The 15,966-nt window shown below is 63.0% G+C and carries 16 protein-coding genes; 6 read left to right on the top strand and 10 right to left on the bottom strand.

Annotation, left to right across the window (positions count from 1 at the left end):
- Positions 1-17 precede the first annotated feature (17 nt).
- The gene (locus tag NKI18_RS15070; protein ID WP_353019957.1) at positions 18-2,267 is read left to right on the top strand and encodes a GumC family protein; all 2,250 of its coding nucleotides are present in this window, start codon (positions 18-20) and stop codon (positions 2,265-2,267) included.
- A 23-nt stretch (positions 2,268-2,290) separates the two neighbouring features.
- Here the strand turns inward: NKI18_RS15070 and NKI18_RS15065 are convergent, their stop codons facing one another.
- Positions 2,291-3,520: a GNAT family N-acetyltransferase gene (locus tag NKI18_RS15065; protein WP_352619211.1), complete on the bottom strand. Its 1,230-nt coding sequence runs from the start codon at positions 3,518-3,520 to the stop codon at positions 2,291-2,293.
- Between the two features lie 90 nt (positions 3,521-3,610).
- Between NKI18_RS15065 and NKI18_RS15060 the strand changes: the two genes are divergently transcribed.
- Positions 3,611-4,669: a polysaccharide deacetylase family protein gene (locus NKI18_RS15060; protein ID WP_352619209.1), complete on the top strand. Its 1,059-nt coding sequence runs from the start codon at positions 3,611-3,613 to the stop codon at positions 4,667-4,669.
- Here NKI18_RS15060 and NKI18_RS15055 read toward each other — a convergent pair.
- Complete coding sequence (locus NKI18_RS15055) at positions 4,666-4,893, bottom strand: DUF2842 domain-containing protein (RefSeq protein ID WP_023674629.1); 228 nt, start codon at positions 4,891-4,893, stop codon at positions 4,666-4,668. The genes NKI18_RS15060 and NKI18_RS15055 overlap by 4 nt on opposite strands.
- A 151-nt stretch (positions 4,894-5,044) precedes the next feature.
- On the opposite strand from NKI18_RS15055, the gene NKI18_RS15050 reads away from it, so the two are divergent.
- The gene (locus NKI18_RS15050) at positions 5,045-6,139 is read left to right on the top strand and encodes a COX15/CtaA family protein (RefSeq protein ID WP_352491886.1); all 1,095 of its coding nucleotides are present in this window, start codon (positions 5,045-5,047) and stop codon (positions 6,137-6,139) included.
- On the opposite strand, the gene NKI18_RS15045 is transcribed toward NKI18_RS15050, so the two are convergent.
- From NKI18_RS15045 to speB, 3 genes are read right to left on the bottom strand one after another with little or no spacing between them, the layout of a single operon-like run.
- A complete protein-coding gene (locus NKI18_RS15045) occupies positions 6,129-6,968 on the bottom strand; it encodes an aminoglycoside phosphotransferase family protein (RefSeq protein ID WP_352619206.1) in 840 nt (279 codons plus the stop codon). The genes NKI18_RS15050 and NKI18_RS15045 overlap by 11 nt on opposite strands.
- Positions 6,969-7,895 carry an N-acetyl-gamma-glutamyl-phosphate reductase gene (gene argC, locus NKI18_RS15040; RefSeq protein ID WP_352619204.1) on the bottom strand — a complete coding sequence of 309 codons (927 nt, stop codon included), beginning with the start codon at positions 7,893-7,895 and terminating at the stop codon, positions 6,969-6,971.
- A 29-nt stretch (positions 7,896-7,924) separates the two neighbouring features.
- Positions 7,925-8,932, bottom strand: a complete 1,008-nt coding sequence (speB, locus tag NKI18_RS15035) for an agmatinase (RefSeq protein ID WP_352619202.1) — start codon at positions 8,930-8,932, stop codon at positions 7,925-7,927.
- 287 nt (positions 8,933-9,219) lie between these two features.
- On the opposite strand from speB, the gene NKI18_RS15030 reads away from it, so the two are divergent.
- Positions 9,220-10,278 (top strand): glycerophosphodiester phosphodiesterase family protein, encoded by a 1,059-nt coding sequence (locus NKI18_RS15030; RefSeq protein WP_352619200.1) that lies wholly within the window; start codon positions 9,220-9,222, stop codon positions 10,276-10,278.
- A 355-nt stretch (positions 10,279-10,633) separates the two neighbouring features.
- Here NKI18_RS15030 and NKI18_RS15025 read toward each other — a convergent pair whose 3' ends face one another.
- Entirely contained in the window at positions 10,634-11,512 is an 879-nt protein-coding gene (locus tag NKI18_RS15025; protein ID WP_352619198.1) for an aldo/keto reductase family oxidoreductase, read from the bottom strand.
- A gap of 94 nt (positions 11,513-11,606) precedes the next feature.
- Between NKI18_RS15025 and NKI18_RS15020 the strand changes: the two genes are divergently transcribed.
- A complete protein-coding gene (locus tag NKI18_RS15020) occupies positions 11,607-12,515 on the top strand; it encodes a LysR family transcriptional regulator (RefSeq protein ID WP_352614137.1) in 909 nt (302 codons plus the stop codon).
- A gap of 88 nt (positions 12,516-12,603) precedes the next feature.
- Here the strand turns inward: NKI18_RS15020 and NKI18_RS15015 are convergent, their stop codons facing one another.
- The 4 genes from NKI18_RS15015 to NKI18_RS15000 all read right to left on the bottom strand — a co-directional run bounded on the left by NKI18_RS15015 (position 12,604) and on the right by NKI18_RS15000 (position 14,986).
- Positions 12,604-13,134, bottom strand: coding sequence for a hypothetical protein (locus NKI18_RS15015; protein ID WP_352619195.1), 531 nt, complete (start codon positions 13,132-13,134; stop codon positions 12,604-12,606).
- A gap of 224 nt (positions 13,135-13,358) precedes the next feature.
- Positions 13,359-13,841: a 30S ribosomal protein S9 gene (gene rpsI / locus NKI18_RS15010; protein WP_023674644.1), complete on the bottom strand. Its 483-nt coding sequence runs from the start codon at positions 13,839-13,841 to the stop codon at positions 13,359-13,361.
- A 1-nt stretch (position 13,842) separates the two neighbouring features.
- Positions 13,843-14,307, bottom strand: a complete 465-nt coding sequence (gene rplM, locus NKI18_RS15005) for a 50S ribosomal protein L13 (RefSeq protein ID WP_023674645.1) — start codon at positions 14,305-14,307, stop codon at positions 13,843-13,845.
- A gap of 214 nt (positions 14,308-14,521) precedes the next feature.
- Complete coding sequence (locus NKI18_RS15000) at positions 14,522-14,986, bottom strand: PaaI family thioesterase (RefSeq protein WP_352619193.1); 465 nt, start codon at positions 14,984-14,986, stop codon at positions 14,522-14,524.
- A gap of 151 nt (positions 14,987-15,137) precedes the next feature.
- Between NKI18_RS15000 and NKI18_RS14995 the strand changes: the two genes are divergently transcribed.
- Positions 15,138-15,959, top strand: a complete 822-nt coding sequence (locus tag NKI18_RS14995) for an enoyl-CoA hydratase (RefSeq protein WP_352619191.1) — start codon at positions 15,138-15,140, stop codon at positions 15,957-15,959.
- The last annotated feature ends 7 nt before the right edge of the window (positions 15,960-15,966 follow it).

Genomic DNA, 15,966 nt, shown 5'->3' with positions numbered 1-15,966 from the left:
TACCGGAGCAGGGATGCATGTCCGTTCAATCCGCGGCCGCAGATGTCGACGTCGATCTCAGGCAGCTTTTCGCCAGCCTGGCGCGAAACTGGTTGCGCATCCTTGTCGTCGCACTGGTTGTAACCGGCCTGGCCTTTGCGCTCGCCTGGCTTGCAACGCCCGAATACAAGGCGGCAGCCAAGCTGGAGATCGGGCCTCGAGAATCGGAGTTCACGCGGCCAGCCGGGGCCAACGGCAACGAGCGGTCGATTCCCGACGAAGAGGCTGTGGCCACCGAGGTCCAGATCATCTCGTCCCCCGACATCCTCAAGCAGGTGGCGGCGAAGCTCAACCTGGCGAAATTGCCCGAATTCGACGAGGGGCTGAAGATGTCGGCGCTGAGCCGCGCCCTTGTCCTTGTTGGCTTGAAAAGCGATCCGTTCGAGATTCCGCTGGAAGAGCGCGTGCTGGACGCAATGCATGAGAAGCTCAACGTCTATGGCGTTGAAAAAACCCGCGCGATCGCAATCGAGTTCTCGTCAGAGGATCCAAAGCTTGCCGCCGCGATCCCGAACGCCATTGCAAACGCCTATATCGCCTCCAAGGGCAATGCCAAGCTCGAATCGAATTCCGCCGCCACCGACTTTCTGGCGCCGGAAATCGCGGATCTGCAGAACCGGGTGAAGGAGGCGGAAGCCAAGGTTGCCGCATTCCGTGCGCAGTCCGATCTTTTGATGGGCGGCAACAATTCGGTGCTTGCCACCCAGCAGCTGTCCGAATTGTCGAGCGAACTGTCACGCGTGCGCGCCAATCGCGCTTCGGCGGAAGCGACCGCTGACAGCGTGCGCAGGGCGTTGCGCAATGGCGGCTCGCTGGATGCCGTTCCGGAGGTGTTGTCTTCCGAACTGATCCAGCGCCTGCGCGAGCGGCAAGTCGAACTCAAGAACAACATCGCCGACCTTTCCACCACCTTGCTCGACAACCATCCGCGCATCCGCGCGCTGAAGTCGCAGCTCGCGGATCTCGACCGCCAGATCCGCAACGAAGCGGAAAAGATCATGAAAGGTCTGATGGCGCAGGCCGAGACGGCGAAGGCGCGAGAGGCTCAACTCGTGGCAGACGTCAACACGCTGAAGGCGGCGTCCGCCCGCGCCGGCGAAGAGCAGGTGGAACTCGATGCGCTGCAGCGTGATGCCGCGACCAAGCGTCAGCAGCTCGATCTCTATTCATCCAGCTATCTCCAGGCGGCCGCACGCAAGGATCGCAACTATCTGCCCGTCGACGCTCGCGTATTTTCGGACGCCCAGGTGCCGGCCGAACCTTATTTCCCCAAGATTGGTCCGATTGTCAGTGCGGCCTTTGTCGGCTCGTTGCTCATCATGGCGATCGTCACGCTGCTGCAGGAACTGTTTTCCGGCCGCGCCATGCGTCCGGCCGCCGGTGCCCATTTCGAGCGCATCGAGCAGGTTGCGATGCCGGCTGTCCAGGCCGAACGCGTGATGGCCGAGCCCGACCCGTCGGTTGGCCGGTCCGAACCGGCAGTCGTCGAGATCGATGAGGCCGACGACGACAATATCATTGAAAGCAAAGTGGAGCCGGAACCCGTCGCGGTGGCGGAAGCGGCTGCCGAGAAAATCGAACCGGAGTACTCTGAAATGGCCGCTGGAGACATTGAACCGGCACGTTCTATCCTCGGCGAGGTCGACATCGACAAGGCCGCGGAAAAACTGATCGCCACCGGTGCCGCCCGCGCCATATTCGTGTCGCCAGAAGGCGACGAGGCGGCCGCCTCGGCAGTGCTGGTGGCGCGCGCAGTCTCCGACGCCGGGCTACGCGTGCTGCTGCTTGATCTCACCGCTTCGGGTGCTGCCTCGCGGCCGATGCTGGACAGCGGGCTGTTTCCGGGCATCACCGATCTGCTCGCCTCACAAGCGCAGTTCAGCGATGTGATCCACCCCGATCTCTATTCGGACTGCCACGTTATTCCCGTCGGCACAGCCGATCCGGTCCGCGCCATGCGCGCCGCCGACCGGCTGCCGATCATCATGCAGTCGCTGACCACCGCCTATGATTTGGTCGTGGTCGAATGCGGACCGGCCGACGCGCAAGGCATCAGCCGCCTGGTGGGCGAGGGGACCGAGGTTTTGCTCTCCATGCTTGAGCCGGACGACGAGGTGACGCAGGCCGCGGTCGCGCTCATCGAGAGTGGCTATCCCGACCTGACGCTGGTCACGCCCATCGGCCATGTGGCGCCGGGCCCAATGCCGGGACGGCGCTCGGCCGCCTGAGGCAGTTTTCTCTCAACTCGAAATCAGCTGTCGTCTTCGCCTGCGGCCGGTGCTGTCCGCCCCACGGCTTTACGGCGCAGCAGCTTGGTCAGCTTCCAGACCATTGGGCTGTGCTTGATGAATGCCTTCAGGCTTGCGCCGTGCCTGAGCGCAAGCGCCAGCGCACGACCTTTCGGCGTCAGCGGAACCAGCACCTCGAAATGCTGCGTTTCGACATCGCACCACAATCGCTTGTAGGGTTCGTCGCCGACCGAGAAATCATAGATTTCGAAACCCGCCTCGCAGGCTTCCTGGATGTTCTCGAAGAACAGGAAGTCGCCCGGGCTGGTGTGTGCGAGGTCGTCCTCGGCAATCGCCCCGAACTCGCAGATCAGCCGCTTGCCCGAGCGGCTCGACCCGGTGACTGCACGAAGTTTGCCGGCGACTTCCAGCCCATGCAGGACGAAGGACGGATCTTCCTCTTGAAGCGCGTCGGCAAACAGCGAGCGGAAAAAAGCGCGCACCTCCGCCACACCGAAAACGTTGGCGATCCCCATCTTGCGGAAGCGGAATTCCTTCATCTCGAAAAAGGCATCGAGCAGCATGTGCACCTCGTCCGCAGTCCTCGCCTCGATGCGACGATAGCTGCCGACGGCCTCGAACTTGCGCGCCTGCGAGCGATGCTTCTTGCGCCTGCGCTTGCCGCTCACGCGGGCGAGCAGTGCGTCAAATCCTCCCACAAGACCGGCGGCCAGCGACAGATTGGGGCTCGAAAAATGCGGCAAGGCGGAGAGCGGGTTGGCAACGCCGTCGAGATCGGGCAGCAGCCGCTCCAGCGCAACAAGATCGATGTCGCGCCGCGCCTTGGCAATCGCAGCCAGCATCGAGCGGATCGCCGCGCTATCGGCATTCGCCAGCCATTGCGGGTCGACGGCGGCAAAATTGCCGTTTGCATGGCGGCCGCCCATGAACCGGGCGACGCGGAACGCTCCACTGCGAGTGACCTCCAGCGCCAGTGAGAAAACCGGCCTGTCCTCGGCGCGCAGCGTCGCAACGACAACGTCGGCGCCGGTATGTGTGGCCCAGTTCAGGATCCAGCCTGCGCTTTGCGCAGGGGCAAAAAGCGCCGAATGGCAGAATTCTGCGTACGCCGCCAACGCCGCACTATCGGCGACCGAGGTTGACAGGCCGGCCTTGCCGGCCGGCAAGGCACACGGCGACGCCTGGCTGCTTGCCAGCCGATTGCCGTCAAATGACGCGGTGGCGTCAACCATACCTCAATCCTTAGGGCGTATTCGTCGCGATTGGGGGTCCCGCGCAGGCGCATTCCATGCTTGATGAGCTTAGGCGCAAAAGGTGAATGAATGATCGACGGGGGCGAGGCAATCCGCAAACTGGCGCTCAATCTCGCCCGCTATTCCGGTCTCGCGCCGCTGGCCAAGCCGTTTATCGGCGGCCTTGGCGCCATCCTGATGCTGCATCGGGTTACCGCGACGCCGGAAAAGCCGAACGGCGTCAACCGCCACTTGAACATCGCGCCCGGGTTTCTCGACACCGTGATCGCCGACATGAAGGCGAACGGTTACAGTTTCGTCACGCTTGACGAGGCGATCGAGCGCATCAAGGCTGGCGACAAGGACGGCCAGTTTGCGACGATCACCGCCGACGACGCCTATCGAGACAACATGACCGAGGCGCTGCCGGTGCTGGAGAAACACGGCGCGCCGATCACCATCTACGTCGCGCCGGGGCTGATCGACGGCGCTGCCGATTTGTGGTGGGACGTGGTCGAGGACATCGTCAATGCGCGCGATCGCCTGACGCTGACGACGCCGGATGGCCCGGTGACAATCGACTGCTCGAGTCCGGGAAAAAAGGTCCAGGCCAATGCGCGCCTGCACGCTCATCTGACGCTGAAGGTGCGCGAGCAGGACCAGCGTGCGGTGTTGCGGGATCTGGCGCGCTCGAACGGCATCGAATTGGGTGGTCCGCGCCCGAGCACGCTGATGAACTGGGACGAGATCCGCACCACGGCCGCGCACCCGCTGGTGACGATCGGCGCGCATAGCATCAATCACTGCAATCTGAAGCGGCTTTCCGAGAGCGATGCGCGACATGAGATCGACGACGTCAAGCGCATATTGCAGGCCAAACTCGGCGAGGAGCCGCGCCATTTCGCCTATCCCTACGGTTATGCCAGTGCCGTCGGCCGCCGCGAAGTAGGCCTAGTCCGCGATGCCGGCTACGCCTCGGCGGTGACGACCCGCCACGGCATACTCCGCGCCGAGCATGCCGGCTTCCTGCACGCCCTGCCGCGCATTTCGGTCAATGGCCGCTATCAGAGCGTCGCCCACATCCGAACAATGTTGTCGGGCGTGACGACGCCGCTGGCCAATGCCGGCAAGACGGTGGTGACGATCTAACTGTTGCCTCGCCCCTTCGGCCGCGGCTCCAGGATCAGCCATTTGATGATGCCCATCGCCGGCAGCACCCACAAAAGCCCGCTGAGCAGGAAGAAGATGAAGTGCGCCAGCGGCCCGGACTGCGACAATTGGGCGACCGCCACGATCGAGGCGACCAGCGCATAGACTATGACCAGCACTACCAGCAGGAAGCTTCCGATCAGCTTTTTCAGGCGAATGGGCATGGCGCGATCTCGTTGATCGCTATCGCTTAGGCCGAACAGCCAATACGCGCAACCCGCCAGAAACGGCGCGACGGCGTGCCGCGCTGTCCGGTCTTGCAAGCCGGGTTGCGATGGTTCACCAATCCGCGACTTGAACCGCCGGGACAAATCCATGGCTGCTGCCATATCCGATGCCGCGCCTTTCGCCGCCCGCGATCGCGACCTTCGCAACCGCGCGCTGGTACGCGGTTGGCTCTACGTCGTGCTCCTGGTGCTGTTTGCGCTGGTACTAGTCGGCGGCGCTACAAGGCTCACCAATTCCGGCCTGTCGATCACCGAATGGCAGCCGATACACGGCGTCATCCCGCCGCTCAATGATGCCGAGTGGCAGGAGGAGTTCCTGCGCTACCAGCAGACCCCGCAATATGCCGAACTCAACAACGGCATGAGCATCGAGGCGTTCAAATCGATCTTCTGGTGGGAATGGGTGCACCGCATCCTGGCGCGTAGTGTCGGCGTGGTCTTCGCCCTGCCGCTGCTGTTCTTCTGGGCGACGCGCCGCATCGAGCGGGGCCTCGGCACGAAGTTGTCGGGCATCCTCCTTCTCGGCGCTCTGCAGGGCGCGATAGGCTGGTGGATGGTGGCGTCCGGGTTGGTTGACCGGGTTTCGGTCAGCCAATATCGGCTGGCGACGCATCTGACGCTGGCGGCGCTGATCTTCACGGCGACCATGGTGGTCGCGCGTGGGCTGGCGCCGCACTCGGAACCTGCCGCCGACCGCTCGACGCAACGTCTGGCCGGCTTTCTGGTGCTGCTGGCGCTGGTCCAGATCTATCTCGGCGGGCTGGTCGCAGGGCTAGACGCCGGCTTGAGCTACAACACCTGGCCGCTGATGGACGGCAAACTGGTTCCCGGCGACCTGCTGCTGCTCGAGCCGGCATGGCGCAATTTCTTCGAAAACCCGAAGACGGTGCAATTCGTCCACCGGGTCGGCGCCTACACGATCTTCGCGGTCGCGCTCTGGCACATGATTGCGACACGCCGGCGCCTGCCGGGCACGACGCATGCCCGACGTGCGACGCTGCTGTTCCTGATTGTCGTGGTGCAGGCGTCGATCGGCATCGGCACGCTATTGATGCAGGTGCCTCTGCACATGGCCCTGACGCATCAGGCATTCGCGCTGGTTCTGCTGGGCTTCGCCGCCGCGCATTGGCGCGGTACCAAGGGCGCTTACCCGCTGCCCCACGAGATCGCTCTCAGAGGCTGAGCCGCACCCGCCGGATTGCCGCGGCAATCGCCAGCTCGCGGTTTTCGTCGACGGCATTGCGATCTTCATGGTGCCATGCAGCCGACAGGCAGCCATAGGCGATGGCGTGGTCCAGTATGGCGGGCGGCGACTGGCCGAGCGTTGCGGCAAAGACATGCGCCATATGCGCGATCCGCCGCGGATCGATGCAAAGATCGTCTCGGTCGAGTGGGTTGTAGAACACATTGGCGGCATCGAAGCCGGGGTCGCCGAGAACGCCCTTCGGATCGATCGCCAGCCAGCCGCGCGGACCGTGCATGATGTTGTCGTGATGCAGGTCGCCATGCAGCGGCCGTACGTCGTGCGGATTGGACAACAGCCGTTCCGCGATTTCGGCAGCTTCGACATACAGGCTCTTTTCGCCGGCGGCGCGATCGGCCTTCGCCTTTTTGAACAGGCTGGAAAACCGGGTCCGCAACGGCTGAAGGTCCGGCGGGGCAGGGTGCTTCGACGGCGAGAACAGCTTGGCCATCACCTCCGCCGCGATCGCGGTGGCGGCATTGTCGCCGTGTTCGGCAAGATGGTGTGACAGCATCCTGTCGCCAGCATATTCGAGCAGCATGCAGTGGCCATCGCGGCCCAGCAGCCGCACCGCGCCTTCGCCGCGTCGCCAGGCGAGGAAATGCTCGCCGCGCAACTCGTCCTCGACATCGTCGAAAGGCTTTAGATCCTTGACGATTGCCGGTGAGCCGTCTTCGCGAGCAACCTTCCAGATGCGGCTGCTGAACGTTTCGGCGATGAGTTTGGGCGCGCCGACCTTCCAGCGCTTCGGAAATGCTGGCGCATCCATTCAGAGGCCGAGCATCAGATCCATGTTCTGCACGGCGGCGCCCGAGGCGCCCTTGCCGAGATTGTCATAGACCGCAAGCAGCAGCGCCTGCGCTCGATCGTCATTGGCGAAGACGTAGAGCTTCATCCGGTTGGTGCCATTATAGATCTCCGGATCGATGTCGGGCATGCGTTCCTGATGCAGATACGGCGCCACCTCGACCACGCCGCCATCGATGGAAGCGAAATGATCGGCGATCGCCGCGTGAAGCTCGGCGCCGGTCGGCACATGGTCGAGGCCGCCGAGTTGCAGCGGCACCACCGTGATCATGCCTTGCGCGAAATTGCCGACTGCCGGCTGCATGATCGGATCGTGCGAAAGCCTGGCATAGGTCCTGAGCTCCGGCACGTGCTTGTGCTGCAGCGTCAGTCCGTAGGGCAGGAATTCCGGCGCATCCTCGCCCTTGCCGACATAATCCTCGATCATTGGCCGGCCGCCGCCGGAATAGCCGGAAATGCCGTTGACGGTGACCGGAAAATCGGCCGGCAGCAGCCCCGCCGCAACCAGCGGCCGCAGCGTCGCGATCGGTCCTTGCGGCCAGCAGCCCGGATTGGCGACGCGCTTCGCCGAAGCGATCTTTTTCGCCTGGTCCTTGTCCATTTCGGCGAAACCATATTCCCACCCATCGGCGACTCGATGCGCCGTCGAGGCGTCGATCACCTTGGTGGTGTCATTGGCGATCAGCGAAACGCTTTCCTTGGCGGCTGCGTCCGGCAGACAGAGGATCGCGACATCGGCAGCGTTGAGGAACTCGGCGCGCGCTGCCGTTTCCTTGCGGCGCTCGGTCGGGATGGAGATGATTTCCAGGTCGCCACGCTCGGCAAGCAGCGCCCTTATCTGCAGACCGGTGGTGCCGTGCTCGCCGTCGATGAAGATTTTCGGTTTCATTGCTTGCCAAAATTCCTGTTATCTCGAAGCTATATGCCGCTTGCCTGATTCAATCCGGCAACGCCGTGATTGCCCTGGTTCATTTCTTCGAGTCGGGCCTTTCGTTCCGCCAACAGTCCAAGATAATGCATGGCCACCATCGACCCGGCAATTGCCGTTATATCGGCGTGATCATAGGCTGGCGCAACCTCGACGACGTCGGCGCCGACGATATCGAGCTGGTTGATCTGGCGCAGCACCGACAGGATCTTTGCCGAAGACGGGCCTCCCGCGACCGGCGTTCCGGTGCCGGGCGCAAAAGCCGGGTCCAGGCAATCGATGTCGAAAGTGACGTAGGTCTTCTTGCCGCCCGTACGGTCGACGATGGCATAGGCGATGTCGGACGCACGCATTTCCTCCACTTCATGGCCATACAGGATCTTGATACCGAACGTGTCGGGCGCATGGGTGCGGATGCCGATCTGGATCGACCGGTCGGGGTCGATGATGCCCTCCTTGACTGCACGGCCGACGAAGGAGCCGTGATCGATGCGCTTGCCGTCGTCGGGCCAGGTGTCCTGGTGTGCGTCGAACTGCACCAGAGCCAGCGGGCCATGGATGGCGGCATGCGCCTTGAGCAGCGGCCAGGTGACGAAGTGATCGCCACCGAGTGACAGCAGAAAGGCGCCGGATTTCAGGATCTTCGCCGCTTCGCGTTCGATCGTGGCAGGCGTCTTCTGGTGATTGCCGCTGTCGAGCAGGCAGTCGCCATAATCGATCACAGCAAGCTGTTCGAACAGGTCGCGCGAAAACGGATATTGCGGATCGTTGTCGAGGATGGCCGAGGCGCGGCGGATTGCCTGCGGTCCGAAACGGGCGCCCGGCCGATTGGTGACCGCAGCGTCGAAGGGAATGCCCCACACCACCGCATCGGCGTCCTTCACGTCCTTCGAATATTTGCGCCGCATGAACGACAGGGCGCCGGCATAGGTCGGCTCGAACGACGCACCCGTCCTGGAGCGGGTGGTGAAGGCGTGATCGATGGTTCTTGGCGGCATGAAGCGATCTCCTGTGCGTCGACGCGCAACCTTATTGGACATAATTCTCAGAATTGCGACCCCTGCGGAGGATCATGGCCATTCGATCCGGTCACAAATCCTTGCTCGCCAGGCGAACCCGGCATGGCCCGCCAGGAGATTGCCTGGCAAGCAACCGAAAGTAGCCGCGGACGACTGCTTCGGCCGGCGCTGACCTGATTTTCCGGCATTTTGCAAGCCGGCTTCGTTCACCTGCCTGTCACGGGCATCGCTTAACCGGGGTGCGATCCCGGTACGGAGCGATTCTCATGCGAACGATTTGGCTGAGCCTTCTGCTTTCCGCGGCGCTGGCGCTCTCCCTTGGCCAGGCATCGGCAGGCGAAACGCACGCCAGGCAGATTCTCGACCGCTTCGAGCACGCCAACCAATGGCGCGACCATGTGATAGTGGCCGCGCACCGCGCCGGCGGCATGCAATCCGACAAGACGCTCTATCCCGAAAATTCGATCGCCGCCGTCGAGGCGTCGATCGCAATGGGCGCCGAAATCGTCGAGGTCGATATCAGGCGCTCGAAGGACGGACAGTTCGTCGTCATGCATGACAGTTGGCTCGACCGCACGACGAATTGCAAGGGTGAGGTGGTCAACCGCACGATGGCCGAACTCAAGACTTGCCGGTTGGTGATCGAAGGCACCGGCGCCGTTACGGGCGAGACGGTCTCGACGTTGCGCGAGATGTTGATGGCGACCAGGGACAGGATCCTGATCAATCTCGACAACAAGCTCGATACCGAAAGCCTCGTCGGCATGGTCGCGGTTGCGCGCGACCTCGGCATGGCCGAACAGGTGATCGTCAAGGAGAACCTGTGGAATGCGGAGCGGATTGCCAGTGTCAAGGCCGCCATGGACGCGATCGGCAGCGGCTTCCAGTTCATGCCGATTATCGCCGATGACGCGGTTCGCGACGCCATGTTTGCCGAGAAAGTGAGCCGGGCCTTCCCGATGCGCGCGGTTGAGATGATCAACTGGCGCATGGGATCAGAGACACTGACCGAGACCGGCGGCCCGCTGTTCAGCCCGCGCATGCGCGCGATCGCCGTGAGGGGCGACTGGCACATCTGGGCCGACACCTATGCCATCGTCAACAAGCCGGGCGGCTTCCTCGCCGGCGGTCGCGGCGACGAGCTGGCGGTTGCGGCCAGCCTGCCGCGCGAGACTTATGGCTTCTGGGTCGAGCGCGGCGCCACCATCATCCAGACCGACGAACCGAAGGCCGCCATCGGTTGGCTGGCGGCGAACGGTTTTCGCGTGCCCTATGCCGGTGAGAAGCGCCCGGCCGAGCCGGCCAACACGGCCAGCATCAACTAGACCGGCGCGGCGAGAATTGGATCTCCCTCTTGTGGGGACGATGCCCGGCAGGGCAGAAGGGCGCTGTCCCGCCGACCCCAGGGCGGCAGCGCCAAACTTTCGAAGGAACCCAGGAACAGAAAACCCGCCTCTGTGGGCGGGTCGTTGGAACCAATTAGCACCATACCCAAATTAGTAGCATAGCTGCCGGCACAAAGCAAGAACAAAATGTGGCGTAGTGGCAGAAAAATGCGACGATCCTTCAGCGTCTCGGCTGTCCCGCCTGCAAGGTCGCGCGCCTTCGCTGTCCTGCCGGCAATCTCCCCCGCAAGGGAACCCACTTGGGGGAGATTGGCTCATCACTGCCTTCGGTAATCTACCCGCAGGCCGCCATTGCCACACCATCCAGCTCCTTGATGACATCGTCCGACAGTTCGAGGTCGGCAGCGGCGAGGTTCTCCCGCAGATGCGCGACGGAAGACGTGCCGGGAATCAGAAGAATGTTGGGCGCGCGGCGAAGCAGCCAGGCGAGCGCGACCTGCATGGGCGTGGCGCCGAGGCGTGCGGCGACCTTGGACAAGGTCGACGACTGCAACGGGTTGAAGCCGCCAAGTGGGAAGAACGGCACATAGGCGGTGCCGTCGCGGGCCAGATCGTCGATCGAGGCATCGTCGCCCCGATGCGCCAGATTGTACTCGTTCTGCACGCAGACGATCTTGCACATCCTGCGGCCTTCGGCGATCTGTGCAGCGGTGACGTTGCTCAGCCCGATGTGCCGCACGAGGCCCTGTCGCTGGAGCTCGGCAAGCGTCGCAAGCGGCGCCTCGATCGACCCTTCGGCGGGGCCATGCGCGTCGAACATGACCCGAAGGTTGACCACCTCCAGCACGTCGAGTCCGAGATTGTGCAGATTGTCGTGCACCGCCTGTGTCAGCTCTTCTGCCGAGAAGCCCGGCAGCCATGAGCCATCCGTGCCGCGTCGGGCACCGATCTTGGTGACAATAACGAGGTCGTCGGGATAGGGTGCGAGCGCTTCGCGGATCAACAGGTTGGTCACGTGCGGGCCATAGAAGTCGCTGGTGTCGATGTGGTTGACGCCTTGTGCAACGGCTTCGCGCAGTACGCCCAATGCCGCGTCGTGGTCCTTTGGTGGGCCGAAGACGCCTGGCCCTGCGAGCTGCATGGCGCCGTAGCCGAGCCGTCTCACCTTGCGGTCGCCGAGGATGAATGTGCCGGACTGGTCGACGCTGGACATGGTCTTTCTCCTTCAGGAACGGTGCACAGATAGACGCTGTCCGATCTCATGATAATTGGGTACAATTCGCACGGGCTGTGCGGAATGGCGAACAATGCAGATTGATCTCGGGGATTTGAACGCCTTCGTGGCCGTAGCGCGCGCCAAAGGTTTTCGGGATGCGGCACGCGCCAGCGGCGGCAGTGCGTCCGGCTTGAGCGAGGCGGTGCGGCGCCTGGAGACGCAGCTCGGTGTCAGGCTGCTCAACCGGACGACCCGCAGCGTTGTCCTGACGGAAGCCGGCGAAGGCCTGCTGGCGCGGCTCGGTCCTGCCTTGACCGAGGTGGAGTCGGCCCTCGACGTAGTGAACGGCTTTCGCGACAGGCCGGCAGGTACGTTGCGCCTCAATGTGCCGGTCAGCGCGGCGCGGCTGGTGCTGCCCAGCATCGTTCCGCCTTTTCTCGCCGCCTATCCAGGCATCCGGTTGGAGGTGATCTCGGAGGAGAGCTTCGTCGATGTGCTGGCGGCAGGGTGCGACGCCGGCATTCGCTATGAGGAGCGGCTGGAGCAGGACATGATCGCTGTGCCGATCGGACCGCGCGTGCAGCGCTTCGCCACCGCCGCCAGCCCGGCCTACCTGGATCGTCATGGCCGGCCGCAACACCCGCGCGACCTGCTCGGCCACGCCTGCCTGCGCGGCCGCTTTGCCAGCCGTGCGATGCCGCCGTGGGAATTCGAGCGCGACGGCGAGGTGGTGCGGGTCGACCCGACGGGGCCGCTTCTCGTGACCCTGGGCGGGGCGACTGACCTCAAAGTCGATGCAGCCATCGCCGGCACCGGCATCATCAGCCTGTTCGAGGATTGGCTACGCCCTCACTTCGAGAGCGGGGCGCTCGAACCGCTGCTTGAACCCTGGTGGCAGAGCTTCTCCGGGCCGTTCCTTTACTATCCCGGCCGGCGCCTCGTGCCGGCGCCGTTGCGGGCGTTCATTGACTTCATCAAGGCGTCCGCCGGCCAGCCCTGACACCCGGAAGAGCCGCGCCCGAAAATAAGCGCGGCTCCCTTCCCTCAGGGTGACCCGCCACTACGCTTCGCGGCAGGTCTTGCTTGATCTATTTGACTGGGATCATCAGGTGCGCGTAGGGCGTGTCGGGGAACATGACGTATGGCTGTGTGGGGTTCGGCTCGTGGGGATACAAGGCCATCATGTCTGGTGCGTTCATGACCATCACGTGCGGACCATCATGCAGCCATTCGGCCCCCTCCGGCGGCTTGGTTGCAAAGGGGTCGGTATTGCTGGCCGCATCGCCTCCTTTTAGCATGTAGGCGAAACCAACTTTTCCTGCCGGCGGCTCCTTCTTGGACATGATCGCGTGCATCCACGCCATCCCGTTCTCATCCGTGCACATTGGGTCGTCGGCGGGAGTGCCCGGGTCGTCCGGGATGCAAGTGAAACCGTTGGTGCCCTTCCTCAACGTTTTCATCTCCCAATTCACGACGGCGGCGTTTTTGCCGACAGCCGCCGGTGCCGCTGTAATCGCATTCTCGATCAGCTGCTCGTCGCTTTTGTCGGCCGCAGGCGCGGCGAATGCCCAAGTGGCGGCGACAGCTGCCAGAAACACACTGCTGGAATGGATGCGCATTGCCTCCTCCTTCGCGAGCGTCGGGTTACCGGCGCGTCGCAACGTGCACAGCTCCCGCTCTGTGGAGTTGGCTGCTGCCCTGGGATATAGAACGCGCCGGTAATTAAGATACTACTAATATTACGATAGGTCACCTGAAGATGCGGGACTGCTATGTCGACAAAGAAAAGGGGCTGCGAAATACGCAGCCCCTTTGAAAAAATCGATAGAAAACAGGTATCTGTTTAACGCTTCGAGAACTGGAAGGAGCGGCGGGCCTTCGCCTTGCCATACTTCTTGCGCTCGACGACGCGGCTGTCGCGGGTCAGGAAGCCGCCCTTCTTGAGTACGGCGCGCAGCGCCGGCTCGTAATAGGTCAGCGCCTTGGAGATGCCGTGGCGCACGGCACCGGCCTGGCCGGACAGGCCGCCGCCGATGACGGTGGCAACGATGTCGTACTGGCCGGCGCGATTGGCGGCGATGATCGGCTGGTTGAGGATCATCTGCAGCACCGGGCGCGCGAAATATTCGGCGAACACCTTGTCGTTGACGACGATCTTGCCGGAGCCGGGCTTCACCCAGACGCGGGCGATGGCGTTCTTGCGCTTGCCGGTGGCATAGGCGCGGCCCGACTTATCGAGTTTCTGGACGTGGACGGGTGCGGCCGGCTGGGTGTTGGTGTTGCCGGTGGCAGCTCCGAGTTCTGCGAGCGAGGAAAGCTCAGCCATCTTACGAAACCTTCTTGTTCTTGGCGTTCAGCTTTGCCACGTCGAGGACGACGGGCTGCTGGGCGACATGCGGATGTTCCGTGCCTGCATAGACGCGGAGGTTCTTCATCTGGCGACGGCCGAGCGGGCCACGCGGGATCATGCGTTCGACGGCCTTCTCGACGACACGTTCGGGGAAACGACCCTCGAGCAGCTGGCGCGCGGTGCGCTCCTTGACGCCGCCGGGGTGGCCGGTGTGCCAGTAATAGACCTTGTCGGTGAACTTCTTGCCGGTGAACACCACCTTGTCGGCATTGATGACGATGACGTTGTCGCCGTCGTCGACGTGCGGGGTGAAGGTGGGCTTGTGCTTGCCGCGAAGATGATTGGCGATGACAGTGGCGAGACGGCCGACGACGAGACCCTCGGCGTCGATCAGCACCCACTTCTTCACCACATCCGCAGGCTTCTGCGAAAAGGTTGCCATGGATTGTTGCTTTCGGTTCGGACCTTCAAAAGAAGGCGTTTCTTGTTGCTTGGATTGGCGAAAGGCGCTTGCCCGCCGCCAATAACAAAACGGCGGCCTTTGCGGGCCGCTGTTCCGTGAGGGCTTATAGGAGAGGACGGCGACTGCGTCAAGGCGCGGGAAAAACCATCTCTGGGGTAAAATCAAACAAAAACAATGATTTGACCATAAGGTATTATTTTACCGCATCTCCAATCCGCTTTGGCGGGATCGAATAGGTGCCCGTTGCGTGCGCTACCGTGTGTCCCTCCGGGCCGGCGACGATGTCGATATCGAACACCATCAGGCTCTTGCCGAGCTTGAGGATGCGGCAATGGCCGTCGATAGGACCACTCTCGGCCTTGCGGACGAAATTGATGTTGAGACTGGTGGTGACCGAAAGTGCATCCGGTCCGGCATGCGAGAGCACGCAGACATAGCCGCCTATGTCGGCCAGCGTGAACAGCGCCGAACCCGACACGGTGCCGCCGGGACGCAAATGGCGCTCGTCGGCATTGAGTCGCACGACACAGCCGCCTGGAAACACCTCCAACGCCTCATAGAAGGTGAACTGGTCGTTGAGTTGCGGGAAAACGGTCGCCATCAGCGCGTTGACATCAGCAGCCGTCAGCACCGGCTTGAGGTTGCTTTGGGCAGGCATGTCGGTCCCTCGTTTGCGCCTGCCGGTATGAGCGTAGCGTGCCGTTTCTGGCAACAGCCATTCATTATGGCAGAAGCGGGGTGTTGGACGAAGCGAGACCGGCATACTAGATTAGTCGATCACCGATCCGGAATCGCGGAGGAATGACCCCATGGCCGAAATCGTTGCCATCAAACCTGCCGTTGCCGAAGGGCCGGTCGTCTCCAGGCTGAACAACGGCGTGCTGCGCCTGACGCTCGCCAATCCGCCGGCCAATGCTCTTTCGCTTGCAGTGATGGCGGCGCTGATGGCGGAACTCGACCGCGCCAAGGCCGACAAATCCGTCCGCGTCATCATCCTTGGGGCGGCCGGCAAAGTGTTCTGCGCCGGGCACGACCTCAAGGAGTTGAGCACGCACCGTGCTGATGCCGATCGCGGCAGGGCCTTTTTCGAAAAGACCTTTTCCGCCTGCGCCGCGCTGATGCAGGCGATCGTTCGCCATCCTAAGCCGGTGATCGCCGAAGTCGACGGCCTGGCGACGGCGGCCGGATTGCAGTTGGTCGCCAGCTGCGATCTCGCCATCGCCTCGCACGAGGCGACCTTCTGCACGCCGGGTGTTAACATCGGACTGTTCTGCTCGACGCCGATGGTGGCGCTGTCGCGCAACGTCTCGCGCAAGCACGCCATGGAGATGCTTTTGACCGGCGAGACGATCGATGCGGCAACCGCCAAGGAATTCGGCTTGGTCAACCGGGTCGTGCCGCGCGAATATCTGAATCAGATTGTCACCAAATACGCGCAAACCATTGCGTCCAAATCCTCCCTGGTCGTCAAGATCGGCAAGGAAGCCTTCTACGAACAGGCAGAAATGGGGCTGGCCGAGGCCTATGATTACACCGGGCGCGTCATGGTCGAGAACATGCTGGCGCGCGATGCGGAAGAGGGCATTGGCGCCTTCATCGGAAAGCGCAAGCCGGAATGGCCGGAGGAATAGGAGGCGG

This window comes from Mesorhizobium sp. M0800 (genome assembly GCF_040320095.1).
In the GTDB taxonomy this organism is placed as follows: Bacteria; Pseudomonadota; Alphaproteobacteria; order Rhizobiales; family Rhizobiaceae; genus Mesorhizobium.
This window is presented reverse-complemented; position numbering and strand designations above follow the sequence as displayed.

Coding starts and splice junctions, on each gene's coding strand:
- NKI18_RS15070 (WP_353019957.1), top strand. CDS start 18: ATGTCCGTTCAATCCGCGGCCGCAGATGTCGACGTCGATCTCAGGCAG.
- NKI18_RS15065 (WP_352619211.1), bottom strand. CDS start 3,520: ATGGTTGACGCCACCGCGTCATTTGACGGCAATCGGCTGGCAAGCAGC.
- NKI18_RS15060 (WP_352619209.1), top strand. CDS start 3,611: ATGATCGACGGGGGCGAGGCAATCCGCAAACTGGCGCTCAATCTCGCC.
- NKI18_RS15055 (WP_023674629.1), bottom strand. CDS start 4,893: ATGCCCATTCGCCTGAAAAAGCTGATCGGAAGCTTCCTGCTGGTAGTG.
- NKI18_RS15050 (WP_352491886.1), top strand. CDS start 5,045: ATGGCTGCTGCCATATCCGATGCCGCGCCTTTCGCCGCCCGCGATCGC.
- NKI18_RS15045 (WP_352619206.1), bottom strand. CDS start 6,968: ATGGATGCGCCAGCATTTCCGAAGCGCTGGAAGGTCGGCGCGCCCAAA.
- argC (WP_352619204.1), bottom strand. CDS start 7,895: ATGAAACCGAAAATCTTCATCGACGGCGAGCACGGCACCACCGGTCTG.
- speB (WP_352619202.1), bottom strand. CDS start 8,932: ATGCCGCCAAGAACCATCGATCACGCCTTCACCACCCGCTCCAGGACG.
- NKI18_RS15030 (WP_352619200.1), top strand. CDS start 9,220: ATGCGAACGATTTGGCTGAGCCTTCTGCTTTCCGCGGCGCTGGCGCTC.
- NKI18_RS15025 (WP_352619198.1), bottom strand. CDS start 11,512: ATGTCCAGCGTCGACCAGTCCGGCACATTCATCCTCGGCGACCGCAAG.
- NKI18_RS15020 (WP_352614137.1), top strand. CDS start 11,607: ATGCAGATTGATCTCGGGGATTTGAACGCCTTCGTGGCCGTAGCGCGC.
- NKI18_RS15015 (WP_352619195.1), bottom strand. CDS start 13,134: ATGCGCATCCATTCCAGCAGTGTGTTTCTGGCAGCTGTCGCCGCCACT.
- rpsI (WP_023674644.1), bottom strand. CDS start 13,841: ATGGCTGAGCTTTCCTCGCTCGCAGAACTCGGAGCTGCCACCGGCAAC.
- rplM (WP_023674645.1), bottom strand. CDS start 14,307: ATGGCAACCTTTTCGCAGAAGCCTGCGGATGTGGTGAAGAAGTGGGTG.
- NKI18_RS15000 (WP_352619193.1), bottom strand. CDS start 14,986: ATGCCTGCCCAAAGCAACCTCAAGCCGGTGCTGACGGCTGCTGATGTC.
- NKI18_RS14995 (WP_352619191.1), top strand. CDS start 15,138: ATGGCCGAAATCGTTGCCATCAAACCTGCCGTTGCCGAAGGGCCGGTC.